This window comes from Paracoccus gahaiensis, from assembly GCF_005048225.1.
GTDB lineage: Bacteria > Pseudomonadota > Alphaproteobacteria > Rhodobacterales > Rhodobacteraceae > Paracoccus > Paracoccus gahaiensis.
This window is the reverse complement of record NZ_SUNI01000016.1, coordinates 38,710-62,551: the sequence shown is the minus strand read 5'-3', so window position 1 is coordinate 62,551 and position 23,842 is coordinate 38,710. Positions and strand designations below refer to the sequence as shown.

Below are 23,842 nucleotides of genomic sequence, written 5' to 3'. Positions count from 1 at the left end.
CGCTTACCCGACCCGCGCGACCAGCTCGGCCGCGACCGGGCCCAGATGATCCACCAGCAGTTCGACGCCCGCCGCCGAGGGGTGAACCCCGTCGCGCAGCAGCAGAGGCCCCCGGTCGTCCGGGGCCACGGCGGCCAGCGGCGCGTAAAGATCGGCCAGCAGCAGCGCATCGTGGCGCGCGGCCAGACGCGGCCAGATCTCGGCCCAGCCCCGCCGCCATGCGGGATCGCCCGCCGGCGCGTGGATCCCCACCAGAAGCAGCGGTCGCCCGCCCGCACCCGCCGTGGTCAGGATCGCGTCCAGGTTCGCCTCGCCCTCCGCGGGCTGCCAGCCGCGCAGCATGTCGTTGCCGCCCAGCTCGACGATGACCGCATCGGGCCTGTGGCGACGCATCGAGAATGCGATGCGTACCCGACCGCCCGGGGTGGTGTCGCCCGACAGCCCTCCATCGATCAGCTGCGCGGGACGCCCGGCGGCGGCCAGCCAGTCTGACAGCTGCGGCACCAGCCCCTCGGTCCGGTTCAGCCCATAGCCCGCCGTCAGGCTGTCGCCGAAGCACAGGATGCGGGGCAGCGGGGCCGGCTGCGCCCAGCCCGGGCGGGCGAGGGGCAGGGTGGCGGTCAGCGCCAGAAGATGGCGTCGGGTCAGGGTCATGCGGCGCGCCTCAGGCGCAGGGCATTGCCCACCACGAAGACCGAGGACAGCGCCATCGCCCCCGCCCCCAGCATCGGCGACAGCTGCGGCCCGCCGAAGGGCACCAGCACCCCCATGGCGACCGGGATCAGCGCGACATTATAGGCGAAGGCCCAGAACAGGTTCTGGCGGATGTTGCGCATCACCGCCCGCGACAGGCGGATGGCGCGCACCACGCCGGTGGGATCGCCCGACATCAGCACCGCATCCGCCGATTCGATGGCGATGTCGGTGCCGGTGCCGATGGCGATGCCGGTCTCGGCGGCGGCCAGGGCGGGGGCGTCGTTGATGCCGTCGCCCACGAAGACGCTGCCGGGGCCCATCGCGCGGATCGCGGTCAGCTTGTCCTCGGGCGAGAGGCCCGCCTCGACCCGGCTGATGCCAAGCCGCGCGCCCACGGCCCGCGCCGTGGCGGGCAGGTCGCCCGACAGCATCACGGTCTGCAACCCCATCGCCTGCAGGGCGGCGACGGCCTTGGCCGATTCTGGGCGTTCGGGATCGGCCAGCGCGAAGCTGGCGACATGGAGGCCGTCCACGGCCAGATGCACCGGGGTCGCGCCCTCGGAGGCCGCCTTGTCAGCCTGGGTCATCAGGCCCGGGTCCGAGGTGATGCCTGCGGCCTCCAGCGCCGCGCGGTTGCCGATGCGCAGGGCCTGCCCCTCGACCCTGGCCGTCAGACCCTGGCCCGGTGCGGCCGTCACCTCATCCGCCGGGGGCAGGTCCAGGCCCTGCGCCTCGGCCAGGATGGCGGCGGCCAGGGGATGCTCGGACCGCGCCTCGGCGGCGGCGGTCAGCCGCAGGGCTTGGTCGCGAGTGATCCCCTCGGTCCAGATCGCGGTGACGCGGGGCCGCCCCTGCGTCAGCGTGCCGGTCTTGTCGAAGCCCACGATGCGGGCCGAGGCCAGCTTCTGCAGCGCATCGCCGCGCCGGAACAGCACGCCCAGCTGCGCGCCCCGCCCGCTGCCCACCATGATCGAGACCGGCACCGCCAACCCCATCGCGCAGGGACAGGCGATGATCAGGACCGAGACCGCCGCCACGACCGCATGGGCCAGATCGGGGCCGAAGCCCAGCCACAGCGCGAAGGTCAGCGCCGCTAGCGCCATGACCATGGGCACGAAGACCCGCGTCACCCGGTCGACCAGCGCCTGCACCGGCAGCCGCGCGGCCTGCGCCTCCTCGACCAGCGCCACGATGCGCGACAGGACCGTGTCCGACCCGGTCGCGGTGACGCGATAGGTCAGCGCGGAGAGGCCGTTGACCGTGCCCCCGGTCACCGCATCGCCCGGCACCTTGGCGGCGGGCACCGGTTCCCCGGTCAGCATGGATTCGTCGATCGGCCCCGAGCCTTCGGTCAGGATGCCATCCAGCGCGACGCGCTCTCCGGGGGCCAGCCGGACCAGATCGCCGGGGCGCAGATCGGCCACGGCGACCTTGACCGGCTGGCCGTCGCGCAGCGCGGTCGCCTCGTCCGGGGTCAGGGCCACCAGCGCGCGGATCGCGGCGCCCGCCTGTCCCTTGGCGCGGGCCTCCAGCCAGCGGCCGGTCAGGATCAGCGTGACGATGACCGCCGCCGCCTCGAACCAGACCTGCCGCGAGGCTTCGGGCACCAGCTGCGGCGCCAGCGTCACCACGGCCGAGAAGGCGAAGGCGGTCCCGGCACCAAGTGCGACCAAGCTGTTCATCTCGGGCGCGCCGCGCAGCAGCGCCGGGATGCCGGTGGTGAAGAACCGCCGCCCCGGCCCGGCCAGCACCGCCAGCACCAGGACCATCTGCGCCAGCCACAGCGCCTGCATCGGCACCAGATCGTGCAGCCAGTGGTGGAAGGCGGGGACCAGATGGCCGCCCATCTCGACCACGAAAACGGGCAGGGTCAGCAGGGCGGCGGTCAGCACCGCCCGGCGCAGCGCGGGAACCTCGTCCGGCGGCGGCGCGGCGGGGCCATCCTGCATCACGGTTGCCGGATAGCCCAGATCGGTGACGATCCGCGCCAGCGCCTGCGGGGTCAGGCCGGGGGCATGGGTCACCCGGGCCCGGTGGGTGGCCAGGTTCACCTGCGCCTCTGCCACGTCGGGGCGCGCCGACAGCGCCCGCTCCACCCGGCCGGAACACGAGGCGCAGCTCATCCCCTCGATGCTTAGCCGGGTGACGGGCAGGGTGGCGGGATAGCCCGCATCGGCCAGCGCCACCTGCACCTGCGGCAAAGTGGCGCCGTCCAGGGTCAGACGGGCCTGTTTCGTGACGGGATTGACCGAGATCTCGCCAAGGCCCGGCAGGGCGGTCAGCGCACGGGTGACGCGAGCGGCACAGGCGCCGCAGCTGATGTCGGGGATGGGCAGGTCAAGACGGGTCGTTGGGGTCATGGCAAGGGGTCTCCTCAAGGATGCGGGTCGGGCGCAGATCCTTCAGGGACGCGGGGGCGCCTGCGGGCGCAGGGGGGCCAGATCGGGCAGGTCGCGGCGGGTCGGGGCCGCAAGGTGCCAGTTCCGGTGAGGCCGGGGCAGGGGCACGGGCCGCGCCAGCCGGGGCCGGGCGGTCACGTGGCAGCGGCAGGCCCGGTCGCCCCGGCCCCGGCAGCGATGTGCAGGCCGGGTCGCCACGCGCCGGTCGGGTGCGCAGGCCTGGGGGGCGGAACGGGCATGGGGGCAGCTCATGAGCTCAAGATGTGGCCGCAGGGCCCCCCGGTCAAGCCCGCCGGGTCCCGAATGGCCCCGCAACAGCGTCGTGAGTTGCGGGCGGGGGCGGTTTGCCTGTATCCGGGGGAATAACGACAACCGGACGAGGACCCCGCCATGAACCGTCGTCAGATCATCTCCCTGGCCGCCCTGCTGGCCGCCGCCCCGGCGCTGGCGATGGCGCAGGCCGCCCCCGCCGCGCCCGCCGTCGCCGCGACCCCCGCGGTCGATCCCTATGCGCCGGTCGAGGTCGCCATCCGCGACGATTTCGAGGTCGGCAGCATCGTCGTCGTCAGCCGCGACTTCTTTCTGTACCACGTGACGGCGCCGGGCCGGGCGGTGCGCTATGGCGTGGCCGTGGGCACGGCAGAGCTGGTCTGGAAGGGCAAGGCCACCATCGGGCGCAAGGTCGAATGGCCCAGCTGGCGCCCGACCAACGACATGATCGAGCGCAACCCCGACGCCTATCAGCAATATGCCGACGGCATGCCGGGTGGGCCGCAGAACCCCCTGGGGGCCCGCGCGCTGTACCTGTACGATGATCGCGGCAACGACACCGCGATCCGCATCCACGGCACGACGCAACCCGGCTCGATCGGCCAGGCCGTGTCGAACGGCTGCCTCAGGATGCGCAACGAGGCGGTGATCAGCCTCTTCGACCAGGTGCCGCTCGGCACGCCCGTCTACGTCTTCTGACCTTGTCGCTGCGACTGGCCGGCCTGTCGGACCCCGCGCTGGCGGGGTTCGACCAGATCATCGACGTGCGTGCCCCCGCCGAATTTGCCGAGGATCACCTGCCGGGCGCGATCAACCTGCCCGTGCTGGATGACGAGGAACGCGCCCGTGTGGGCACGATCTACAAGCAGGTCTCGCCCTTCGACGCCCGCAAGATCGGCGCGGCGCTGGTCGCGGCGAACTCGGCCCGCCACATCACCGGCACGCTGATGGACCGGGGCGGCGCGTGGCGTCCCCTGGTCTATTGCTGGCGGGGCGGGCAGCGCTCGGGCAGCTTCGCCACGATCCTTGGCCAGATCGGCTGGCGCGTGGGCCGGATCGAGGGCGGCTACAAGGCCTGGCGCGCGCTGGTGGTCGACCGGGTGCAGAACGGCCCGGTGGCGTCACCGGTGGTGGTGCTGGACGGCAATACCGGCAGCGCCAAGACCGCGATCCTGCAGCGGCTGGCCGCGCGGGGGCATCAGGTGATCGACCTGGAGGGGCTGGCCAACCATCGCGGCAGCCTGTTCGGCGCCATGCCCGGCGGCCAGCCCAGCCAGAAGATGTTCGAGGGACGCCTGGCCCTGGCGATGGAGGGGCTGGACCCCGCCCGCCCGGTGCTGGTCGAGGCCGAGAGCAGCCGCATCGGCGTCGTCAACGTCCCCAAAGCGATGTGGCAGGCGATCTGCGCCGCGCCGCGCCTTCAGATGCAGGTGCCGGTCGAGGCCCGCGCCGCCTTCACCGCCGCCAGCTATGGCGACATGGTCGAGGATCCCGCCCGCGTGGCCGGCATCCTGGACCTGCTGGCGCCCCTGCATCCCGCCGAGCGGCTGGAGGACTGGCGCGCGATGCTGGCCCGGCAGGACTGGCAGGCTCTGTCCGAGGGGCTGCTGCGCCACCATTACGACCCGCGCTATCAGCGCCACCGGATGCGCCACGAGGACGGGCGCGGCGGGACCGTGGTTCTGGAGACGCTGGTGGATCTGGACGCCGCCGCCGGCGCCATCGAGGCCGGGCTGGGGCGCTTGGGCGGCTGAGGGCGGCGCTTGTGGCGGGCCTTGATGCCTCCGGCGGGGATATTTATGGACCGCCGCAGGGGGCGGGTCCTCAGGCGGCGTCGCGGAGGAAGCGGCGCAGCAGGCGCTCCAGCTTGGCGGCGCCCAGGGGGGCCATGGCCTTGGTGTGGTCGTGGCTGATCGCCTCGTCCGAGAGGCCCGCGCCCATGTTGGTGATGACCGAGATGGCCGCGCAGCGCAGGCCCAGGAAGCGCGACAGGATGATCTCGGGGACCGTCGACATGCCGACCGCGTCGGCGCCCAGGATGCGGGCGGCGCGAATCTCGGCCGGGGTCTCGAAGCTGGGGCCCGAGAACCAGCAATAGACGCCCTCGGGCAGGTCCACGCCCTCGGACTGCGCCGCAGCCGAGAGGGCGGCGCGCATCCGGGTGTCATGGGCGTCGGTCATGGGGACGAAGCGGGCGTCGGTCGCCTCTCCGATCAGGGGGTTGGTGCCTGCGAAGGCGATGTGGTCGTTGAGCAGCATCAGCCCGCCCGTGGGGATGTCGGCGCGCAGCGAGCCCGCCGCATTGGTCAGGATCAGTCTTTCGCAGCCGAGCGCGGCCAGGGTTTCCAAGGGCAGGCGCATCGCATCCGCCCGACCCTGTTCGTAGTAATGCGACCGACCGCCGAAGACGGCGACGCGCTTGCCCTCCAGCTCGCCGATGACCAGCTGGGGGACATGGCCCGAGACGCCCGCATGGGGAAAGCCCGGCAGGTCGTCATAGGGGATCGCCACGCCCTGAACCTGCGCCGCCAGATGGCCCAGGCCCGAGCCGAGGATCAGCCCGTACTCGGGCGCCTGATCCCCGGCGCGCGCGCGGATCAGGGCGGCCAGCTCAGCGCTCCTTGACATAGGGCTCTCCTCCGGCGCGGGGGGGGATGGCGCGGCCCACGAAACCCGCGAGGATGATCACCGTCAGGATATAGGGCAGCGCGTTCATGAACATCGACGGCACCACCACGATCCCCAGATCGAGGTTGGGATAGAGGTTGGCGATCGCCTCGAGAAGGCCGAAGAGGAAGGTCGCGAAGAGCGCCTGCCAAGGCCGCCACTTGGCGAAGATCAGCGCGGCCAGCGCGATGAAGCCGCGGCCTGCCGTCATCTCCTTGACGAAGCCCGCCGAGAGGCCGGTGGCCAGATAGGCGCCCGCGATGCCGCAGAGGATGCCCGCGATGGCCACCGCCGTGTAGCGCAGCCGCGTGACCGAGATGCCCGCCGTGTCGACCGAGGCCGGGTTTTCACCCACCGCCCGCAGCCGCAGCCCGAAGCGCGTGCGGTAGAGCACCCACCAGGTGATCGGCACCATCGCGAAGGCCACATAGACCAGGATCGTCTGGCCCGAGATCAGGCCCGAATAGATCGGTCCCAGCAGCGGCACGTCCGCCACGGCCTCGGCCCCGGGCAGGGTGATCGGGCCAAACCGGCCGTCGCCGGTCAGGGCGGGCGTGCGGCCGCCGAGGCCGAAGGCGTTCTGCCCGATCAGCACCGTCAGCCCCGAGGCCAGGAAGTTGATCGCCACGCCCGAGATCAGCTGGTTGCCCATGAAGGTGATCGAGGCCAGCCCGTGGATCAGCGACAGGGCCAGCGACCCGCCGATGCCCGCCGCCAGCCCCAGCCAAGCGCTGCCGGTGATGTAGGCGACCGAGGCGGCGGTGAAGGCCGCCATCAGCATCTTGCCCTCCAGCCCGATGTCGAAGACGCCCGCGCGTTCCGAATAGAGCCCCGCCAGGCAGGCCAGCAGCAGCGGCGTCATCAGGCGCAGCGCGCTGCCGATGCCCTGCTGGGCGGCGGCGCCATCGGCCAGTGCCCAGAAAACGCAGATCCCCAGCACCAGGATCGCGATCAGCGATTCGCGGATGTTCATTTCACCGCCCCCCGGCTGGTGCGGCGCATGGTCAGGAACAGCCGCTCCAGCGGCATCCGCACCATGTTGTCCAAGGCTCCGGTGAAGAGGATCACCAGCGCCTGGATGACGATGATCAGCTCGCGCGGGATCGAGGTCCACAGGGCCAGCTCTCCGCCGCCCTGATAGAGGAACCCGAACAAGAGCGCCGCTAGCAGGATGCCAAGCGGGTGGTTGCGGCCCATCAGGGCCACCGCGATGCCGATGAAGCCCGCGCCCTCGACCGCGTTCAGGACCAGACGTTCCGCCTCGCCCATGACGTTGTTGATGGCCATCATGCCCGCCAGCCCGCCCGAGATCAGCATGGCGATGACGGTGATGGTGACCGGGTTGATGCCGGCATAGACGGCGCCCGGCTCGGACCGCCCGAAGGCGCGGATCTGATAGCCAAGCCGCGTGCGCCAGATCAGCACCCAGATCAGGAAGCAGGCCGCCAGCGCCACCAGGAAGGTCACGTTGACGGGCGAATTGCGGCCCCAGTCAAACCCCATCGCGGCGGCGATGTCGGTCAGGGCGGGCAGGTTGGTCGCCTCGGGAAAGCGGGCCGAGGCCGGGTCCATGCTGCCCACCGGGCGCAGCTGGTTGACCAGCACATAGTTCAGCAGGGCGGCGGCGATGAAGTTGAACATGATCGTCGTGATCACGATATGGCTGCCGCGCTTGGCCTGCAGGAAGGCGGGCAGGAAGGCCCAGGCCGCGCCGAAGGCCGCAGCCCCCACCATCGCCACCGGCAGGGCGATCGCCCAATGCGGCAGCGGCAGGTACAAAAGCACCAGCGCGACGCCCAGGCCCCCCATCGCCGCCTGACCCTCGCCGCCGATATTGAAGAGACTGGCGTGATAGGCGACCATCACGGCCAGCCCGGTGAAGACAAAGTTCGTCGCGTAATAGAGCGTGAATCCCCAGCCATAGCTGGAGCCCAAGGCGCCCTCGACCATCGTGGTCAGCGCCATCCAGGGGCTTTCCCCGATGGCCAGGATCACCAGCGCCGAGATCCCCATGGCCAGGATCAAAGAGATCAGCGGCGTCAGGATCACGTCGGCCCATTTCGGCATCTTGTCCATCAGGCGCGTCCTTGTGGCAGGTCATGGGCGACCTCGGGCGGAATGCCGGCCTCGGCAGGGGTGTGGTCGGTGTCGGTGATGCCCGCCATCAGCAGGCCCAACTCGCCCGTGGTGGTCTGGCCGGGCAGGCGCTCGCCCATGATGCGGCCGTCGAACATCACCGCCACGCGGTCGGACAGCGCCAAAATCTCGTCCAGCTCGACCGAGACCAGAAGGATCGCCTTGCCCGCATCGCGCAGCGCCACGATCTGCTTGTGGATGAACTCGATCGCGCCGATATCGACGCCGCGCGTGGGCTGGCCGATCAGCAGCAGGTCGGGATTGCGCTCGATCTCGCGCGCCACGACGATCTTCTGCTGGTTCCCGCCCGAGAAGTTGCGCGCCGCCAGATGGCAGTCGCGGGGTCGCACGTCGAAGCGCTCCATCTTGGCCTGCGCGTCGCGGCGGATGGCGTCATTGTCCATCAGCCAGCCCTTGTTGAACTCGGGCGCGTCATGCCAGCCGAAGGCCACGTTCTCCCATGCGGTGAAATCCATGATCAGCCCCTCGACCTGACGGTCCTCGGGGATATGGCCCACGCCGTCGCGGCGCCGCTGGCCCGCGTCGCAGCCCGATCCCGACAGGGGCAGGGGGGCGCCGTTCATGCGCACATCGCCCCCGACCTTGGCGCCCTTTTCGGGATACCCGCCCAGGATCTCCAGCAGCTGCGTCTGGCCGTTGCCGCTGACCCCCGCGATGCCCAGGATCTCTCCGGCGCGGATGTCCAGGCTGATGCCGCGCAGGCGCTCGACGCCCTCGGCATCGCGCATTGTCAGGTCGCGGACCTCGAGCACCGGGGCCTGGGGCCGCGCCGGGGTCTTGTCCACGTTCAGCAGGACCTTGCGGCCCACCATCAGCTCGGCCAGCTGCTCGGGGCTGGTCTCGGACGTCTTGACCGAGGCCACCATCTCGCCCCGCCGCATGACCGAGACGTTGTCGGTGATCTCCATGATCTCGCGCAGCTTGTGGGTGATCAGGATGATCGTCTTGCCCTCGGCCTTCAGCCCTTCCAGGATGCGGAACAGGTGATCGGCCTCGGCCGGCGTCAGCACGCCCGTGGGCTCGTCCAGGATCAGGATGTCGGCCTGCCGGTACAGCGCCTTGAGGATCTCGACCCGCTGCTGGTGACCCACGGAGAGGTTCTCGACCGTCTCGTCGGGGTCCACGCTCAGCTGATAGTCGGCGGCCAGCTGCTTCAGCACGCCGCGCGCCTTGGACAAAGACGGGCGCAGCAGGGCGCCGTCCTCGACCCCCAGAATGACGTTTTCTAGCACGGTGAAGTTCTGCACCAGCTTGAAATGCTGGAAAACCATGCCGATGCCCGCGCGGATCGCGGTCTGGCTGTCGGCGATGGTGATCGCCCGACCGCCCACCAGGATCTCGCCCGCATCGGGCTTGTAGAAGCCGTAGAGGATCGACATCAGCGTCGACTTGCCCGCGCCGTTCTCGCCGATGATGCCGTGGATGGTGCCCTTGGGCACGGTCAGATTGATGTCGCGGTTCGCCTGAACCGCACCGAATGCCTTCGAGATGCCGCGCAGCTCGATGGCAGCGGGGGCGGCCGCAGCGGGCCGCCCCCCCATCGCATCGCCTGCTGTGGTCATCAGGACGCCGGGCAGGTGTTGTCGGTCATGTAGTCATGGACCGCGACCTCGCCCGAGGCGATGCCCGCCTTGGCCTCGTCCACGGCGGCCTGCATCTCGGCCGTCACCAGATCGGCATTGGACTCGTCCACCGCCACATCCACGCCTTCGGCGGCCAGATCCATGACCCGGATGCCCGGCTCCAGATCGGCGCCCGCCACGAAGGCCTCGTAGACGGCATTGTCCACGCGCTTGACCATCGAGGTCAGCACCTGCCCCGGATGCAGCGCGTTCTGGTTGCTGTCCACGCCGATGGACAGGATGCCCTCGTCGGCGGCGGTCTGCAGGATGCCGATGCCGGTGCCGCCGGCCGCCGCATAGATGACGTCCGCGCCCTGCGAGATCTGGGCGCGGGTCAGCTCTCCGCCCCGCACCGGGTCGTTCCAGGCGGCGGGCGTCGTGCCGGTATAGTTGATCAGCACGCTGCCCTCGGGCTGGACCGACTTGAAGCCTTGGGCAAAGCCGCATTCGAACTTGTGGATCAGCGGGATGTCCATGCCGCCGATGAAGCCCACGGTGCCGCTGTCCGAGGCCATGCCGGCCATGATGCCCGCCAGATAGCTGCCCTGTTCCTCGGTGAAGACGACCGACTGCACGTTCGGCGCCTCGACCACCATGTCGATGATCGCGAATTTCGTATCCGGGTAATCGCCCGCCACCTGGGTCAGCACGTCGCCGAAGGCAAAGCCGGTCATGACGATCGGGTTCGATCCCGATTCCGCCAGACGGCGCAGGGCCTGCTCGCGCTGCGCCTCGGACTGCATCTCCAGCTCGCGATAGGTGCCGCCGGTTTCCTCGACCCACCGGGCGGCGCCGGTATAGGCCGCCTCGTTGAAGGACTTGTCGAACTTGCCGCCCAGATCATAGATCAGGGCCGGGTCGGCCAGGGCCGCGCCCGCCGTCAGACCGGTCAGGGCCGCACCCGCCAGAAGCGATTTCATCAGGGACATCAAGGAACCTCATCCTGTTTTTTCACGGGCGATTCAACGGGCCCGCCGATGGCCCGATTAGGGCGCATCGGTCGGGGTCGGTCAACCGCCTTCTTGGGTGGCACGCAGCGTCAGGCGCATCACGATCGCATCCGTCGCAGGGCCGTAATATCGCCTCCGCGTGCCGGCTTCCACCCAGCCCGTGCCCGCATAGAGGCCCCGGGCCGCCGGATTGTCCGCCGCCACCTCCAGAAAGGCCGTCGCTGCCCCCATCTGCCGCGCCCTGCCTGCGAACGAGGCAATCAGCCGCCGCCCCAGCCCCGCGCGCCGAGCCTCGGGCGCGACCGCAAGCGTCAGCAGTTCCGCCTCGTCCGCGACGGTGCGGCCTAGCAGGAAGCCCTGGGGCAGTGTCAGCAGGAAGCAGCCGGGCAGGGCGATGAGGCTGTCGAACTCCGCCGCCGACCAGGGCCGGGGCCGCGTGAAGCAGCGCGCATGCAGCAGGGCCAGCGCCTGCGCAGAGGGGTCAGGGCCGAGGGGGGCCTGAGAGGTCGGCGCCGCTGGCGGAAGGTCTTGCCCGTCCGTGTCCGGGCGCATGTCGGGCGGCCTCACGGCAGGATGACCGGAGGCGCCTCGCGGGCGGGGGCTGCGTCCGCCGGGCGCAGATAGCGAGGCGCGGGGCGCGGCTGCGGCCGGTCGCAGCGCAGGGCCGCCAGGCGCGCCACGCCCTCGGCGATGCCCACCACCGGCTCCGCCGGCGCGGGGCCGGGCGGCAGCGCGCCGGTCGCAGCCTGCTGCGGCCGGCCCTCCGCCTCGCCCTCCTGCGGGCCGGTGAAATCCTGCCAGATCACCTCGCCGCCCCGACCGGGGATCACCACCCGGCAGGGCCGCGCCAGACCCCAGGCCAGCGCCTCGGGGGCGCCCACCCCGATGGACGGGATGCGCAGCGCCAGCGCCAGCCCGCGGGCCGCCGCGACGCCGATCCGGATGCCGGTGAAATTGCCCGGCCCGGTGCCGACCCCGATCGCGTCCAGATCGCGCCAGCCCAGACCCGCACCGGCCAGCATCTCCTCCATGAGCGGCATCAGCCGTTCGGCCTGCCCCTTGGCCATGTCCTCGTGGCGGGTGGCGATCAGCACGTCGCCCCGCAGCAAAGCGGCCGCGCAATGCGCGGCCGATGTGTCAAAGCCCAGAACGATCCGGTCAGGCAACGGGCCGGACCTCGACCACCTCGGGGATGTAATGGCGCAAGAGGTTCTCGATCCCCATCTTCAGCGTCAGGGTCGAGGAGGGGCAGCCCGCACAGGCGCCCTGCATGTGCAGATAGACGATGCCCCGGTCGAAGCCGTGGAAGGTGATGTCGCCGCCATCCTGCGCCACGGCGGGCCGCACGCGGGTGTCCAGCAATTCCTTGATCTGCACAACGATCTCGGCATCGGGTCCGGCCTCATGCGAGGCGTGCCCGGCGCTTTCGGGGGCCGCGCCCTCGATGGCGGGGGCGCCCGACTGGAAATGCTCCATGATCGCGCCCAGGACCGAGGGCTTCAGATGATCCCAGGCCGCGCCGTCCGCCTTGGTCACGGTCACGAAGTCGCGGCCCAGGAACACCCCGGTCACGCCCTCGACGGCGAAGATCCGCCGCGCCAGGGGCGAGGAGGCTCCGGTGTCGGGCGAGGGGAAATCGGCGGTGCCGCTGCCCAGCACCGATTCACCGGGCAGGAATTTCAGGGTCGCGGGGTTCGGCGTCGTCTCGGTCTGGATGAACATGGGGGCGCTCCTTTGATCCCTGATATGGCCATCGGGGGCCCTCGGGTCAAGCCGCGCCGCCCCTCAGGTGATCGCTTCCAGCCGGTCCTTGGACAGGTCGCCCGGGACCAGGGTGATCGCGCAGGGCAGGCTTGCGGGATCGCGCATCAGCCGGGTCAGCACCGGATTGGTGCTGCTTTTATCGGCAGACAGCCCCAGCACCACGACGCCGATCTCGCCATCCTCGGTGATCTGCGCCAGCAGCGCCTCGGCGGTGTCTCCCTCGCGGATGATCAGCTCGGGCTCGATCTTGGGGCGCGAGCGCATCCACTTGGCGAAGACCTCGAAATGCGCCTCGATCCGCTCGCGCGCCTCGGCCCGCATCACGTCGGCCACACCGAAGCCATGCTGGATCTCCTCGGTCGGGATGACCGACAGGATCACCACCGCGCCCTCGGATTTCGCTGCCCGCATCGCGGCGAAGCGCATCGCGTTCAGGCATTCCCGGCTGTCGTCCAGAAGGACCAGAAATTTCCGCATTGCTCTCGGCGCCGTCCCTTGTCTGTACCTTGGGACAGTGGCCGATGTGCCATGCCCGCGCAAGGGAGTGCGCGCCTTTCCGCCGGGGCGGTTTCCAATCCAGCCAAGCTGTGCTAGCGCCGGGAAGGCCCCAAGGGCCACTCCAAGCAGCAAGGCGGGCAGAAGTCGTGACGATCCACCATGATTGGGACAATACGGACGCGACGCAGCTGCGGGCGCTGACCTCACCCAAGATGGCGTGGTTCATCGGCGAGGCGAAGGCGCCCGGCATCAATCCGATGCCCCGCTCCAAGCGCGCTTTCGACATCGCCCTCGCGCTGCTGCTGCTGATGCCCCTGTCGCTGGTGATGCTGAGCGTGGCGGGGCTGCTGCTGATCCTGCAGGGCCGCCCGATCCTCTATGCCGCCCACCGGATGCGCGCGCCGAACCAGCCCTTCACCCAGTGGAAGTTCCGCACCATGCTGTGCGAGGAGGACGATTTCGGCGCCACCGGCGCGCACAAGCACTGGCGTATCACGCCGATGGGCCGCTTCCTGCGCCGCTCGCGCATCGACGAGCTGCCGCAGTTGTTCAACATCCTCTTCGGCGACATGAGCTTTGTCGGCCCCCGCCCGCCGCTGCGCGAATATGTCGAGCGTTTCCCCGCCGTCTATGCGCAGGTGCTGCATTCGCGCCCCGGCGTCACCGGCCTCGCCACGCTGATCTATCACCGCCACGAGGACCGGATCCTGGCGCGCTGCAAGTCCGCCGCCGCGACCGAGGCCGCCTATTACCGCCGCTGCCTGCCCGCCAAGCTCAAGATCGACCTGATCTATCAGCGCCATCGCAGCATGCGGCTGGACCTGTGGATCCTGTGGAGCACGCTCAAGATCGTGATCTCGCGCAAGGACGAACGCCCGCGCCGCCGCCGGGGCGCGCAGACCTATCTGCCCGTCGGCCCCTCGCCGCGCGCCCGCAAGTCGAACGGATCGCGCGGGTAACCCACCCCGGTCAGGTACAGCCCCTGCGGCGGGCAGACCGGACCGCAGGCCGCGCGGTCGCGCGCCGCCAAGGCCTCGGCCACCCGCGCGGGCGGCCATGACCCCGCGCCCACCCGCTCCAATGTGCCCACGATCGAGCGCACCTGATTGTGCAGGAAGGACCGCGCCCGCAGCGAGAAGCGGTATTCCACCCCCTGCGGGACCTCGGCCGTCTCGATCCGGATCTCGTCCAGCGACTTGACCGGGCTCGCCGCTTGGCACAGCGAGGACCGGAAGGTGGTGAAATCGTGCCGCCCGATCAGATGCGCCGCGCCCGCGCGCATCGCGTCCACGTCCAGCGGGTTCAGCACCTGCCAGACCCGGCCCTTCAGATGCGTCACCGGCGCCCGCCGCGCCACCAGCCGGAACAGATAGCGCCGCTCCTGCGCCGAAAACCGGGCGTGAAAGTCATCGTCCACCCGCGCCGCCTGCAGGATCGCCACGGGGGCGGGCTTCAGGTGCCAGTTCAGCGCCTCGGACAGGCGGAACGGATCCCAGTCCCGGTCCAGATCGGCATGGGCCACCTGTCCCGTCGCATGCACGCCCGCATCGGTGCGCCCGGCGGCGGCGATGCGGCGCCCGGCAAAGTTCGGGTCCAGCCGCGCCAGCGCCGCCTCCAGCGCGCCCTGCACCGAGGGCTGGTCGGCCTGCGCCTGCCACCCGGCGAAGGGGGCGCCGTCATATTCGACCTGCAGGGCAAAGCGCGGCATCAGTCGCGCGGAACCTTCGGCGCGGGGATGGGCATGCGCAATAGCTCGTCCAGCGTCTGCGCCTCTTGGCTCTGCAAGGCGGGGCGATCCTCGGGGGCGACGCGGGTCGCGGCGCCCGTCAGCCCCTCGCGGGCCAGACGGTCGCGCAAGACCGACATCTCGATGTCCAGCGCATCGCGGTCGCCATCCAGCAGCCGGTCCGCGACCGCGATGAAATCCTTTTCCAGATCGTCCAGAAAGGTCTCGTAGGCGGCGCGGGTCTGCCGGTCCTGGGTCTGCGCATACAGGTCGGCAAAGCGGATCGTCGCATCGCGGGCGCCCGACAGATAGACCCCCAGATAGCGCCGGGCCGAGGCCAACCCGCCGGGATTCTCGCGCACCCGGTCAAAGAGATGCCGCACGCTGGCGTCGAACTCGGCCACCCGCGCCTCCAGCCGCCGGTCGCCGCTGCGCGCGATGGCCTCGCGCATCTGCTCCAGATGGCCCTCGGCCTCGTCGATCATCGTCTCGGCGCGGCCCTGCTGGAAGCTGTCGACGTTCTCGCGGCCCTTGTCGCGCCAGGGGTCCAGCCCGAAGGACAGCTGGTGCAGCGCCAGCCCCGCCGCGCCGATCAGCCCGGCTTCGGCCCAGACCCCCGGCTCGGCGGCGCCCAAGCCAATGCCCAGGGCGGCCGTGACCCCGCCGAACAGCTTCCTGGGGATGGCCGGGCGCTTGGCCACGCGGCGGGCCTGATAGGCCGCCTGCGCCACCAGCCCCTCGCGGGTCATGTACATGCCGCTGGCCACCAGCCCGAAGGCCGCCAGATCGGTGACCATGCCGGTGGCCCCCTGGAAGAACGCCCCCAGCAGGAAGGGCGAGGCCGCCAGCGTGATCCATTTCGGCCGCCCCTCATGGGGATGGCGCGGCGTCGGCGGCAGGGCCGGGCGGGGCGGTGACCCCGGCAGGTTGTTCTTCAGCAGGTTCTCGGGCGAGAACCGCCCCGTGATGCGCTTTGCCATGATGCCCTCAGCCCGCGCCCGCCATCGAGGCATAGAGCGTCAGCAGCAGCAGCAGGTAAAAGCTCAGCCGACTTCCGGCATTGCGTGACATGGGCATCCTTTCGCGGGGCGTGCAGGCCCTTATATCGGCATCCCGGCGGCGATTTCAAACGGGCGGCGGAAAGAGCCGGTCCAGCGCCGCCGCCAGCGGCCCGTCATCGTCCAGAGCCAGCCGCACGGGCAGGGCCATGACCTTGGACCGGAAGGCGCGGGGCAGGCGGGCGGCGTCCTTTTCGGTGGTGACCAGCTGGGCGCGCGCACGGCGGGCCTCGGTCTCCAGCCGGGTCAGCAGGGCGGGGGTGAAGGGCTGGTGATCCTCCAGCCCCTCGGCACGCACGATCTCGGCGCCCAGGGACTGGAGCGTGGCGAAGAACTTCTCGGGATGGCCGATGCCCGCGAAGGCCAGCACCCGGTGGCCGCGCCAATCGAAGCCCATCTGCAGGGGCGCCAGATGGCCGCGCAGATGCGGCGTCGCGCCCGGGGGCGGGGCGAAGCCCGCCTGTGCCGTGGGCGGGCCGATGGACAGCAGCAGGTCGGCGCGCGCCAGCCCCGGGACCACCGGTTCGCGCAGGGGGCCCGCGGGCAGGCACAGCCCGTTGCCGAAGCCCTTGGCGGCATCGACCACGACCAGCGACAGATCATGGGTCAGCGCCGGATCCTGGAACCCGTCATCCAGAAGGATCGCCTGCGCGCCTTCGGCAACCGCCGCCCGGGCGCCGGCCAGCCGGTCGTCCGAGACCCAGACCGGGCCGAAGGCCGCCATCAGCAAGGGTTCGTCCCCGGTCAGGGCAGCGTCATGGGTGCGTTCCTCGACCCGCAGCGGCCCCTTGGCCGAACCGCCATAGCCGCGCGAGACGACATGCACCGCCACCCCGCGCGCGGCCAGCGCCATCTGCAGGTGGATGACCGTCGGCGTCTTGCCGGTGCCGCCCGCATTCAGGTTGCCCACGCAGATCACCGGCACGCCGACCCGCGCCCAAGCGCCTTGCGCCAGGCGGCGGGCGGTGGCGCGGGCATAGACGGCGCCCAGAGGCGCCAGCAGGCGCGCCCGCAGGCTGGGCGGGCGCAGGAACCAGAAGCCGGGGGCGCGGGTCATGCGGGCAGGCTTTCGCGGGCCGGACCTGCGGGGCGGGGCGCGTCGATCGCGGCCAGGACCCTCTCGGCGATGCGGATCGCCACATCCGCCCCGCCGGTGCTGACCGTCCAGGCATTGCTGGCCAGCGTGGCGATGGGAACGGGCTGGGTCAGATCGGCGATGGCTTGGCACAGGTCCTCGGGGCCGCGCACCTGCCGGGCGGCCTGGGCACCGTCCAGCTGCTGCCATTCGGTGCGGAAGGCCCCCGCCTCGGGGCCATGGACGATGGCCGAGCCTAAGGCCGCCGGCTCGAACGGATGGCGCATCGCGGCCTCGTCGCCGCAAAGCGTGCCGCCCATGAAGCTGACCGGGGCCAGGCGGTACCACAGCCCCATCTCGGTCGGGCCGTCGGTCAAGAGGACCTGGATCTCGTCGCCGAAATCCTCGTCCTCGCTGCGGCGCGCGACGCTGAGCCCGCCTGCCTCGATGTCGCGGGCAAGCCCGTCGATGCGGGCCGGATCGCGGGGCGCCAGGATCAGCAGCGCGCGATGCGACCGGCGCAGCGCGGCTTGATGGGCGTCCAGCACCACGGCCTCTTCGGGGGCGGGCAGGCTGGCGGCGAACCAGGCATGGCGGCCGTTCATCTGCTGGGCCATCGAGACGCGCTCGGTTTCCGAACAGTGCAGCGGCTCGCGGATCTCCGAGACGGGGCCGGTCATCGCCATCCGCGCGGCGGGCAGCGAGATGCGGCGGGCCTGCGCAAGGCTGTCCGCGTCGGTCACCATGACGGAGGCCAACTGCGTCAGAAGCTGGCGGCGCATGCCCCCCTGTAGGCCCCAAGCCAGATCGCGCGCGCTCATGCGGAACTCGGCCAGAAGGACGGGGATGCGCCGGGCTGTGGCGGCGGCGATCAGCGCGGCGGGCAGGGTCGCGCCCAGAAGCAGCACCGCCCCGGGTTTTGCCTGGTCCAGAAGCTGGGCCACCAGGACCGGATCGTCGGCGGGATCGTCGCCCCCGGCCTCCTCGGCGCCGAGGCGCACCAGGCGCAGCAGCGGCCGCGCCCGGGTCAGACGGTGCAGGATCTGCGGCGCGGCGGCCAGCGCATCGGCGGCGACATGGAGGATCAGCACCGGGCCATTGCCCGGCGGCAGGGGCGGAAGGCCCGGGGTCTGGCCGCGGCGGTTGCGCAGATGCAGCCACAGCCCCAGCTGCCCCAGCCCCAGTTGCCCCAGCCCCGGGCCGCTCATCAGCCGCCCAGTTCCTCGGTCGGGCTGACCTCGCGCTCCTCGTCGCGCAGGCGGTGCAGATGCGCGATGAAATAGCGGGTCTGGGCGCTGTCGACGGTGCGCTGCGCCTCGGTCTTCCAGGCGGCATAGGCGCTGTCGTAATCGGGGAAGATGCCGACCATGTGGATGTTCTTGGTGTCGCGGAACTTGGTGCTTTGCGGATCGACGAGTTCGCCGCCGAAGACGAGATGCAGGCGTTGGCTCATGGGACCTCCTGAGGGGTGCGGGACGCGCGGAAACCTAGCGCGGCGGGGGGCGGGCGTGAAGCGGATTCGGGGGCGGGGCCGCGCCCCTGCCGGCGATCCGGGCAGGGAGGGGGGCAAGGACCGGGGGCCGACTGCCCCCGGACCCCCGTGGATATTTTTGCCAAGATGAAAGGGGGCGTCAGTCCCCGGCGCCGGAGAGCGACATGATGACGGACCATTCGGCCTCGGTGACCGGCTGGACCGAGAGGCGGCTGTTGGTGACCAGCACCATGTCCTTGAGCCGGGGCTCGGCCTTGGCCTCGTCGAGCGAGATGGGGCGGGGCAGCTTGCGGACCGCGCGGATGTCGACGCACTCCCATTTCGGATCGTCCGTGGTGCTGTCGGGATGGGCCAGCGCGATCACCTCGACGATGCCCATGGCCTCCTTGCCGATGTTGGAGTGGTAGAAGAGGCCCCGGTCGCCGATCTGCATGGCGCGCATGTTGTTGCGGGCCTGATAGCTGCGCACGCCGTCCCATTCCTCGCCGGCCGCGCCCTTGGCGACCAGATCGTCCCATCCGAAGACATCGGGTTCGGATTTGAAGAGCCAGAGGGCCATCAGCCGATCACCTTCTTCCATTCGGTGATCTGGGTGGTCGCGAAGAGGCCCGCGGCCTTGTAGGGGTCGGCTGTGGCCCAGGCCTGGGCTGCGGCCAGATCGGGTGCGTCGAGGATCACCAGCGAACCGGCCATCTCGCCCTCCTCGATCAGCGGGCCGGCCATGGCCACGATGCCGCTGTCGCGGATATGGGCCAGATGGGCGTCGCGGGTGTCCAGGCGGGTCTGCAGCGCGCCGGGCTTGTCCCGGCAGATCACGGCGAAAAGCGGCATCATTCCTCCTTCAGGGGTCGGCTGAGCAGTCGGTCCATGGCCTTTTCCACCGAAAGCCCGCCCTCGGCAAGGCGCGCGACCATCGCGGCGATGGGCAGGTCCAGCCCGTCGCGCTGCGCCATGCGGTCCAGCGCCCGGGCGGTGGCCGCGCCCTCGACCGTGGTGGCGCTGTCGAAATCCTTGCCCGATCCAAGCGCGCAGCCATAGCGGAAGTTGCGCGACTGGCCCGAGGTGCAGGTCAGCGTCAGATCGCCCAGGCCCGAGAGGCCGGTCAGCGTCTCGGGGCGGGCGCCCAGATGGCCGGCCAGCCGCGTCATCTCGGCAAAGCCGCGGGTGATCAGGGCGGCGCGGGCGCTGTCGCCCAGGCCCGCGCCGATCACCGTGCCCGCCGCGATGGCGATGACGTTCTTCAGCGCGCCGCCCAGTTCGGCGCCGATGACATCCGTGGTCCGGTAGAGTCGCAGCACCGGCGTGGACAGCCGCTGCTGCAGCGCCTCGGCGGCATCAGGATCGGCGCAGGCCAGCGTCAGCGCGGTGGGCAGGCCCCGCGCGATGTCGGCGGCGAAGGAGGGGCCGGTCAGCACCGCCACCGTGGCCCTGGGGCAGCCTTGGGCGATCAGGGCCGAGGGGCCGGTCAGGTGGCGCAGGTCGATCCCCTTGGCGGTGCTGACCAGGCACTTGCCGTCCAGCCGCCCGGCATGGTCATCCAGAAAGGCGCCCAGCACCTGCGCGGGGAGCGCCAGCAGGATCGTGTCGGCCTGCAGCGCGCGGTCCAGATCCTGCGTGACGGTCAGCCCCTCGGGCAGGGTCACGCCGGGCAGGCGGGGGTTCTCGTCCGTCCAGTCGATGCGGCGGCCCCAGAGGGTCACCGGCCCGTTGGCGGTCAGTGCCACCGCCAGGGCCGTGCCGAAGGCGCCCGCGCCCAGAATTCCGATCATGCCTTGGCCCCCCGCTTGCCATGTCCCAGCATCGGCGCCGCATGGCCGTCCAGCGGCCAGCGGGGCCGTGCGGCCAGCTCCATCCCGTCGCGATGGCCCAGGCGGAACCGCTCGATCCCCGCCCAGGCAATCATCGCGCCATTGTCGGTACAGAGCCGCAGCGGCGGCGCCAGGAAGCGGGCGCCGGCCTCGGCCGCCACTTGTTCCAGCGCGGCGCGGATCAGGCCGTTCGCGGCCACGCCCCCCGCCACGGCCAGCAGGGGCACCGGGCTGGCCGCCAAGGCGCGGCGCGATTTCTCGGCCAGGACCTCGGCCACGGCACTCTGGAAGGCGGCGCAGAGATCGCGGCGGTCCTGCGCCTGCAGCCCGCCGTGTTCGGCGATCAAGGCATCGCGCTGGCGCAGGGCGGCGGTCTTGAGGCCCGAGAAGGACATGTCGCAGCCGGGGCGGTCCAGAAGCGGGCGGGGCAGGGGAAATCGCTTCGGATCGCCCTGCGCCGCCTCGGCCTCGACATGGGGGCCGCCGGGCTGGGGCAGGGCCAGCAGCTTGGCCAGCTTGTCGAAGGCCTCGCCGGGCGCATCGTCGATGGTGCCGCCAAGCCGGGTGAAGGCGTCGGGCCCGTCCACCCGCAGGAACTGGCAATGCCCGCCCGAGACCAGCAGCATCAGATAGGGAAAGTCGACCCCGTCGGTCAGGCGCGGGGTCAGGGCGTGGCCCGCCAGATGGTTCACGCCGACCAGCGGCAACCCGGTGCCCGCCGCGATCCCCTTGGCGCACATCACCCCCGCCATGACCCCGCCGATCAGCCCCGGGCCTGCCGTCACCGCGATGCCGCTTAGCGCACCCAGCCCCAGCCCGGCCTCGGCCAGCGCCTGCTCGACGGCCAGATCCAGCCGCTCGGCATGGGCGCGGGCGGCGATCTCGGGAACGACGCCGCCGAAATCGGCATGCAGCGCGGTCTGGCTGCTGACCACGCTGGACAGGATGCGCCGGTTGCCGGTGACCACCGCCGCCGCCGTATCGTCGCAGCTGCTTTCGATCCCCAAGAAAATCATGTCGGTCATCGCTCTTGCCCGGATAGAGGGGGACGCTTACCCCTGAGGGGCCTAGCACCCGCCGCCGAGGATGCCAATGCCACCCGATCCCCGCCCGCCCTTGCTGCTGACCCGGCCCCTGCCCGATTCGCAGCGTTTCGCGGCGCGGATGGACGGATGGCCCGCGGTCATCTCTCCGATCCTGCGCATCGTGGCGGTGGATCACGACCCCGCGCCCCTGCACGAGGCGCCGGGGCTGGTCTTCACCTCGGCCCATGCGGTGGGCGCGGCGGGGCCGGGGCGGGGGCGCCCGGCGCTCTGCGTGGGCGGGCGGACGGCCCATGCGGCGCGGGCGGCGGGATTCGCGGTGACCGAGGGCCCGGGAAACGCGGCAGGGCTGGGGCCGCTGATCGCCGCCAGCCCGGTGCCGCTGATCCATCCCCATGGCCGCCACCTGGCCCATCCGCTGCCGGTGCCGGGGATCGTCGTCTATGACCAGCAGCCGCTGCCGCTGACCCGGCAGGCGCGCGACCTGCTGGCGGGCGGGGCGCCGGTGATCGTCCCGGTCTTCTCGCCCCGCTCGGCCCGGCTTCTGGGGCAGGCGGTCGGGGCGGACCAGGCGCCGCACCCCCCGTCCGCGCCGGCCCCCCTCTGGCTGGTGGCGATCAGCCCCGCCGCCGCCGCCGCCTGGGCCGGTCCCGCGCCCGCCCGCTGCCTGCTGGCCGCGCAGCCCACGACGGCGGCGATGGAGGCGGCGATCACGCAGATCATGCTTGCGGAACAAAGCTGACGACGACGGGTTGAGCGTCGCGCCCGGCCTGAGTAGGCTGGGGAAGATGCGCCTGCGGGCGGCCACCGGGACGACGCGCGCGCGACCGTCCGGGACCAGGGACACCAGAGCAGGCACCGAGACGGGGACAGGGACGTGAAAACACCGAAAAGCAAGACCGGCGGCCCGGATGGCCGCAAGACCGACACCGCCGCCTCCGACGCGACCGGACCCGAGGTGAGCGGACCCGTCACCGGGACCGGCCCGGCGTCGGCCAAGCCCGACATGCCCCAGCCCGAGATCCGCAAGATCCCGGCCGATGCCGGGGTCATTGCCTCGACTCCCGTGGACGCGGGCCGTCCAGCGCAGGCCGGTCAGCCGGGCACCGTCACGCCTGCCGACTCGACCCTGGTCGGGCAGGGCAGCGGCGGCGCCCCGGCGGCCAGCCCGAAATCCGCCGCCCCGAAATCCGCCAGCTCGAAATCCCCCGATTCGACGTCCTCGGGGTCGAAAACCCCGGCCAAGGGATCCGACAGCCCGGCCAAGCCCGCCGCTGCCGGGTCCGGAATCCCGGCATCCGCGACGCCTGCCGCTGCAAGCTCGTCCTCTGCCTTCCCGTCGTCCGCACCTCCGTCCAAGTCGGGGAGTGGTGGCACGGGCGGGTCAGGCGGCACCGGCGGATCGCGTCCGGCCCCGGCCCCTGTCCGGAAAGGCGGCTTCTGGCCCCTGGCTCTGGGCGGCGCCGTTGCGGCAGGTCTGGGGGCTGCGGCCACGATCTATGCCCTGCCGAACCTGCCCGAAGGCTGGGTGCCGCAGGACACGGCGGCCGTTACCGAAGAGGCCCCCGACCGCGAGGAGCTGATCGCCGCCGCCGAAGAGGCCGGGCGCATGGCCGCGCTGGATGCGCTGCCCGAGGATCTGACGCCGCGCATCGAGGCGCTGGAGCAGCAGACCGCCGCCCTCTCGGAAGCCCCCGCGCAGGAGGCAGCCCCCGAGGCGGCCCCCGCCGAAGAGGAACCGGCGCAGGGCGAAGCGGCTCAGGATGAACCGGCACAGCCCGCCCCTGCCGAGGATGCCGCGCCGACCGACGCCGCGCCGTCCGAGGATGCTCAACCGCAGGACGGCACCCCGGACGCCCCCGCCGAAGAGGCCCAGCCTCAGGAGGATGCCGCCCCCGCCATCGACCCGGCGCTTCTGGCCGATCTGCAGCAACGGCTGGAGGACCAGCAGGCCCGCCTCGAAGAACAACAGGCCCGCTTGGACGAGCTGGCCGCCCGCCCCGAATTCGACGCCGATGAGGTCCAGCAGACGCAGGAGCGCATCCAGACCGCCGCCGCCGAGGCGCAGGCCAGCTTGGACGCCGCCCGGACCGAGGCGCAGCAGCTTCAGGACGCCGCCGCCGAAGGCACCCGCCGCGCCGAGGCCGTCGCCGCCATCGCCGCGCTGCAGACCGCGCTGGACGAGGGGGTGACCCCCGAAGAGGCCCGCGCCGCCCTGGAGGGCGCCGGGATCGACACGCCCGAGGCCCTGCAGGCGCAGGTGCCCAGCCTGACCGAGTTGCAGACGGACTTTCCCGAAGCCGCCCGTGCCGCCCTGCGCGCCAGCCTGCGCGAGACCAGCGCCAGCGGTCAGGGCAACGTGCTGACCAACTTCCTGCGCGCCCAGACCGGCGCCCGCTCGGTCGAGCCGCGCGAGGGCGACGACCCCGATGCCGTCCTGTCGCGGGCCGATGCCGAGGTGCAGGCGGGCCAGATCGATGCCGCCCTGGCCGAGGTGCAGACCCTGTCCGAGCCTGCCCTTGCCGCCCCCGCCATGGCCGACTGGCTGTCCCGCGCAACCGCTTATTCCCAGGCACGGGCGGCTTTGACCGACCTGTCCTCGGGCACGAATTGAGGG

The 23,842-nt window shown here is 71.6% G+C and carries 26 protein-coding genes; 5 read left to right on the top strand and 21 right to left on the bottom strand.

Annotated elements, in window-relative coordinates; translation table 11 throughout:
- Positions 1 to 3: 3 nt before the first annotated feature.
- From FA743_RS15095 to FA743_RS15085, 3 genes are read right to left on the bottom strand one after another with little or no spacing between them, the layout of a single operon-like run.
- Positions 4 to 654: an arylesterase gene (locus FA743_RS15095; protein ID WP_136886930.1), complete on the bottom strand. Its 651-nt coding sequence runs from the start codon at positions 652 to 654 to the stop codon at positions 4 to 6.
- Entirely contained in the window at positions 651 to 3,056 is a 2,406-nt protein-coding gene (locus tag FA743_RS15090) for a heavy metal translocating P-type ATPase (protein WP_136886929.1), read from the bottom strand. Before FA743_RS15090 ends, FA743_RS15095 begins: the two co-directional genes overlap by 4 nt.
- 42 nt (positions 3,057 to 3,098) lie before the next feature.
- Positions 3,099 to 3,347: a hypothetical protein gene (locus FA743_RS15085; RefSeq protein WP_136886928.1), complete on the bottom strand. Its 249-nt coding sequence runs from the start codon at positions 3,345 to 3,347 to the stop codon at positions 3,099 to 3,101.
- Positions 3,348 to 3,485: 138 nt separating this feature from the next.
- Between FA743_RS15085 and FA743_RS15080 the strand changes: the two genes are divergently transcribed.
- Together FA743_RS15080 and mnmH are read left to right on the top strand one after the other, a co-directional pair.
- Positions 3,486 to 4,064 carry a L,D-transpeptidase gene (locus tag FA743_RS15080; RefSeq protein ID WP_136886927.1) on the top strand — a complete coding sequence of 193 codons (579 nt, stop codon included), beginning with the start codon at positions 3,486 to 3,488 and terminating at the stop codon, positions 4,062 to 4,064.
- Between the two features lie 2 nt (positions 4,065 to 4,066).
- Positions 4,067 to 5,119, top strand: coding sequence for a tRNA 2-selenouridine(34) synthase MnmH (mnmH, locus tag FA743_RS15075; RefSeq protein WP_136886926.1), 1,053 nt, complete (start codon positions 4,067 to 4,069; stop codon positions 5,117 to 5,119).
- A 70-nt stretch (positions 5,120 to 5,189) separates the two neighbouring features.
- On the opposite strand, the gene FA743_RS15070 is transcribed toward mnmH, so the two are convergent.
- The 9 genes from FA743_RS15070 to FA743_RS15030 form a co-directional block, all read right to left on the bottom strand.
- Positions 5,190 to 5,993, bottom strand: a complete 804-nt coding sequence (locus FA743_RS15070; protein WP_136886925.1) for a purine-nucleoside phosphorylase — start codon at positions 5,991 to 5,993, stop codon at positions 5,190 to 5,192.
- On the bottom strand, positions 5,977 to 7,005 hold the full coding sequence (locus FA743_RS15065) for an ABC transporter permease (protein WP_136886924.1): 1,029 nt from the start codon (positions 7,003 to 7,005) through the stop codon (positions 5,977 to 5,979). The genes FA743_RS15070 and FA743_RS15065 overlap by 17 nt, the downstream gene beginning before the upstream one ends.
- Positions 7,002 to 8,108, bottom strand: coding sequence for an ABC transporter permease (locus FA743_RS15060; RefSeq protein WP_136886923.1), 1,107 nt, complete (start codon positions 8,106 to 8,108; stop codon positions 7,002 to 7,004). The genes FA743_RS15065 and FA743_RS15060 overlap by 4 nt, the downstream gene beginning before the upstream one ends.
- Positions 8,108 to 9,751, bottom strand: coding sequence for an ABC transporter ATP-binding protein (locus tag FA743_RS15055; RefSeq protein WP_246054981.1), 1,644 nt, complete (start codon positions 9,749 to 9,751; stop codon positions 8,108 to 8,110). The genes FA743_RS15060 and FA743_RS15055 overlap by 1 nt, the downstream gene beginning before the upstream one ends.
- Entirely contained in the window at positions 9,751 to 10,740 is a 990-nt protein-coding gene (locus FA743_RS15050; RefSeq protein WP_136886922.1) for a BMP family lipoprotein, read from the bottom strand. The genes FA743_RS15055 and FA743_RS15050 overlap by 1 nt, the downstream gene beginning before the upstream one ends.
- 81 nt (positions 10,741 to 10,821) lie before the next feature.
- A complete protein-coding gene (locus FA743_RS15045) occupies positions 10,822 to 11,313 on the bottom strand; it encodes a GNAT family N-acetyltransferase (RefSeq protein WP_136886921.1) in 492 nt (163 codons plus the stop codon).
- Between the two features lie 11 nt (positions 11,314 to 11,324).
- Positions 11,325 to 11,927 carry a tRNA (adenosine(37)-N6)-threonylcarbamoyltransferase complex dimerization subunit type 1 TsaB gene (gene tsaB / locus FA743_RS15040; protein ID WP_136886920.1) on the bottom strand — a complete coding sequence of 201 codons (603 nt, stop codon included), beginning with the start codon at positions 11,925 to 11,927 and terminating at the stop codon, positions 11,325 to 11,327.
- Positions 11,920 to 12,483 (bottom strand): NifU family protein, encoded by a 564-nt coding sequence (locus FA743_RS15035; RefSeq protein WP_136886919.1) that lies wholly within the window; start codon positions 12,481 to 12,483, stop codon positions 11,920 to 11,922. Before FA743_RS15035 ends, tsaB begins: the two co-directional genes overlap by 8 nt.
- A gap of 63 nt (positions 12,484 to 12,546) precedes the next feature.
- Positions 12,547 to 13,002 (bottom strand): universal stress protein, encoded by a 456-nt coding sequence (locus FA743_RS15030; RefSeq protein ID WP_136886918.1) that lies wholly within the window; start codon positions 13,000 to 13,002, stop codon positions 12,547 to 12,549.
- A 167-nt stretch (positions 13,003 to 13,169) separates the two neighbouring features.
- Here FA743_RS15030 and FA743_RS15025 point away from each other — a divergent pair, with 167 nt between their 5' ends.
- Entirely contained in the window at positions 13,170 to 13,982 is an 813-nt protein-coding gene (locus FA743_RS15025; protein WP_136886917.1) for a sugar transferase, read from the top strand.
- Here FA743_RS15025 and truA read toward each other — a convergent pair.
- From truA to tsaD, 9 genes are all read right to left on the bottom strand, one after another.
- The gene (truA, locus tag FA743_RS15020; protein ID WP_136886916.1) at positions 13,925 to 14,731 is read right to left on the bottom strand and encodes a tRNA pseudouridine(38-40) synthase TruA; all 807 of its coding nucleotides are present in this window, start codon (positions 14,729 to 14,731) and stop codon (positions 13,925 to 13,927) included. The two genes, FA743_RS15025 and truA, sit on opposite strands and share 58 nt — an antisense overlap.
- On the bottom strand, positions 14,731 to 15,729 hold the full coding sequence (locus tag FA743_RS15015; protein ID WP_246054980.1) for a 5-bromo-4-chloroindolyl phosphate hydrolysis family protein: 999 nt from the start codon (positions 15,727 to 15,729) through the stop codon (positions 14,731 to 14,733). Before FA743_RS15015 ends, truA begins: the two co-directional genes overlap by 1 nt.
- A gap of 145 nt (positions 15,730 to 15,874) precedes the next feature.
- Positions 15,875 to 16,864 carry a tetraacyldisaccharide 4'-kinase gene (gene lpxK, locus FA743_RS15010; protein WP_136886915.1) on the bottom strand — a complete coding sequence of 330 codons (990 nt, stop codon included), beginning with the start codon at positions 16,862 to 16,864 and terminating at the stop codon, positions 15,875 to 15,877.
- A complete protein-coding gene (locus tag FA743_RS15005; RefSeq protein ID WP_136886914.1) occupies positions 16,861 to 18,090 on the bottom strand; it encodes a 3-deoxy-D-manno-octulosonic acid transferase in 1,230 nt (409 codons plus the stop codon). The genes lpxK and FA743_RS15005 overlap by 4 nt, the downstream gene beginning before the upstream one ends.
- The gene (locus FA743_RS15000) at positions 18,090 to 18,335 is read right to left on the bottom strand and encodes a DUF4170 domain-containing protein (protein ID WP_136886913.1); all 246 of its coding nucleotides are present in this window, start codon (positions 18,333 to 18,335) and stop codon (positions 18,090 to 18,092) included. Before FA743_RS15000 ends, FA743_RS15005 begins: the two co-directional genes overlap by 1 nt.
- 178 nt (positions 18,336 to 18,513) lie before the next feature.
- Positions 18,514 to 18,933, bottom strand: coding sequence for an EVE domain-containing protein (locus FA743_RS14995; RefSeq protein ID WP_136886912.1), 420 nt, complete (start codon positions 18,931 to 18,933; stop codon positions 18,514 to 18,516).
- Positions 18,933 to 19,205, bottom strand: a complete 273-nt coding sequence (locus FA743_RS14990) for a YciI family protein (RefSeq protein WP_136886911.1) — start codon at positions 19,203 to 19,205, stop codon at positions 18,933 to 18,935. The genes FA743_RS14995 and FA743_RS14990 overlap by 1 nt, the downstream gene beginning before the upstream one ends.
- A complete protein-coding gene (locus FA743_RS14985; protein WP_136886910.1) occupies positions 19,205 to 20,143 on the bottom strand; it encodes an NAD(P)H-dependent glycerol-3-phosphate dehydrogenase in 939 nt (312 codons plus the stop codon). Before FA743_RS14985 ends, FA743_RS14990 begins: the two co-directional genes overlap by 1 nt.
- Positions 20,140 to 21,207 (bottom strand): tRNA (adenosine(37)-N6)-threonylcarbamoyltransferase complex transferase subunit TsaD, encoded by a 1,068-nt coding sequence (tsaD, locus tag FA743_RS14980; protein ID WP_136886909.1) that lies wholly within the window; start codon positions 21,205 to 21,207, stop codon positions 20,140 to 20,142. Before tsaD ends, FA743_RS14985 begins: the two co-directional genes overlap by 4 nt.
- Positions 21,208 to 21,274: 67 nt before the next feature.
- Here tsaD and FA743_RS14975 point away from each other — a divergent pair, with 67 nt between their 5' ends.
- Together FA743_RS14975 and FA743_RS14970 are read left to right on the top strand one after the other, a co-directional pair.
- Complete coding sequence (locus FA743_RS14975; protein WP_136886908.1) at positions 21,275 to 21,967, top strand: uroporphyrinogen-III synthase; 693 nt, start codon at positions 21,275 to 21,277, stop codon at positions 21,965 to 21,967.
- A gap of 135 nt (positions 21,968 to 22,102) precedes the next feature.
- Positions 22,103 to 23,839: a COG4223 family protein gene (locus FA743_RS14970; protein WP_136886907.1), complete on the top strand. Its 1,737-nt coding sequence runs from the start codon at positions 22,103 to 22,105 to the stop codon at positions 23,837 to 23,839.
- The last annotated feature ends 3 nt before the right edge of the window (positions 23,840 to 23,842 follow it).

What these genes read in the sequence shown, in the direction of transcription:
- FA743_RS15095 (WP_136886930.1), bottom strand. Translation starts at nt 654, where the DNA reads ATGACCCTGACCCGACGCCATCTTCTGGCGCTGACCGCCACCCTGCCC.
- FA743_RS15090 (WP_136886929.1), bottom strand. Translation starts at nt 3,056, where the DNA reads ATGACCCCAACGACCCGTCTTGACCTGCCCATCCCCGACATCAGCTGC.
- FA743_RS15085 (WP_136886928.1), bottom strand. Translation starts at nt 3,347, where the DNA reads ATGAGCTGCCCCCATGCCCGTTCCGCCCCCCAGGCCTGCGCACCCGAC.
- FA743_RS15080 (WP_136886927.1), top strand. Translation starts at nt 3,486, where the DNA reads ATGAACCGTCGTCAGATCATCTCCCTGGCCGCCCTGCTGGCCGCCGCC.
- FA743_RS15070 (WP_136886925.1), bottom strand. Translation starts at nt 5,993, where the DNA reads ATGTCAAGGAGCGCTGAGCTGGCCGCCCTGATCCGCGCGCGCGCCGGG.
- FA743_RS15065 (WP_136886924.1), bottom strand. Translation starts at nt 7,005, where the DNA reads ATGAACATCCGCGAATCGCTGATCGCGATCCTGGTGCTGGGGATCTGC.
- FA743_RS15060 (WP_136886923.1), bottom strand. Translation starts at nt 8,108, where the DNA reads ATGGACAAGATGCCGAAATGGGCCGACGTGATCCTGACGCCGCTGATC.
- FA743_RS15055 (WP_246054981.1), bottom strand. Translation starts at nt 9,751, where the DNA reads ATGACCACAGCAGGCGATGCGATGGGGGGGCGGCCCGCTGCGGCCGCC.
- FA743_RS15050 (WP_136886922.1), bottom strand. Translation starts at nt 10,740, where the DNA reads ATGTCCCTGATGAAATCGCTTCTGGCGGGTGCGGCCCTGACCGGTCTG.
- FA743_RS15045 (WP_136886921.1), bottom strand. Translation starts at nt 11,313, where the DNA reads ATGCGCCCGGACACGGACGGGCAAGACCTTCCGCCAGCGGCGCCGACC.
- FA743_RS15035 (WP_136886919.1), bottom strand. Translation starts at nt 12,483, where the DNA reads ATGTTCATCCAGACCGAGACGACGCCGAACCCCGCGACCCTGAAATTC.
- FA743_RS15030 (WP_136886918.1), bottom strand. Translation starts at nt 13,002, where the DNA reads ATGCGGAAATTTCTGGTCCTTCTGGACGACAGCCGGGAATGCCTGAAC.
- truA (WP_136886916.1), bottom strand. Translation starts at nt 14,731, where the DNA reads ATGCCGCGCTTTGCCCTGCAGGTCGAATATGACGGCGCCCCCTTCGCC.
- FA743_RS15015 (WP_246054980.1), bottom strand. Translation starts at nt 15,729, where the DNA reads ATGGCAAAGCGCATCACGGGGCGGTTCTCGCCCGAGAACCTGCTGAAG.
- lpxK (WP_136886915.1), bottom strand. Translation starts at nt 16,864, where the DNA reads ATGACCCGCGCCCCCGGCTTCTGGTTCCTGCGCCCGCCCAGCCTGCGG.
- FA743_RS15005 (WP_136886914.1), bottom strand. Translation starts at nt 18,090, where the DNA reads ATGAGCGGCCCGGGGCTGGGGCAACTGGGGCTGGGGCAGCTGGGGCTG.
- FA743_RS15000 (WP_136886913.1), bottom strand. Translation starts at nt 18,335, where the DNA reads ATGAGCCAACGCCTGCATCTCGTCTTCGGCGGCGAACTCGTCGATCCG.
- FA743_RS14995 (WP_136886912.1), bottom strand. Translation starts at nt 18,933, where the DNA reads ATGGCCCTCTGGCTCTTCAAATCCGAACCCGATGTCTTCGGATGGGAC.
- FA743_RS14990 (WP_136886911.1), bottom strand. Translation starts at nt 19,205, where the DNA reads ATGCCGCTTTTCGCCGTGATCTGCCGGGACAAGCCCGGCGCGCTGCAG.
- FA743_RS14985 (WP_136886910.1), bottom strand. Translation starts at nt 20,143, where the DNA reads ATGATCGGAATTCTGGGCGCGGGCGCCTTCGGCACGGCCCTGGCGGTG.
- tsaD (WP_136886909.1), bottom strand. Translation starts at nt 21,207, where the DNA reads ATGACCGACATGATTTTCTTGGGGATCGAAAGCAGCTGCGACGATACG.
- FA743_RS14975 (WP_136886908.1), top strand. Translation starts at nt 21,275, where the DNA reads ATGCCACCCGATCCCCGCCCGCCCTTGCTGCTGACCCGGCCCCTGCCC.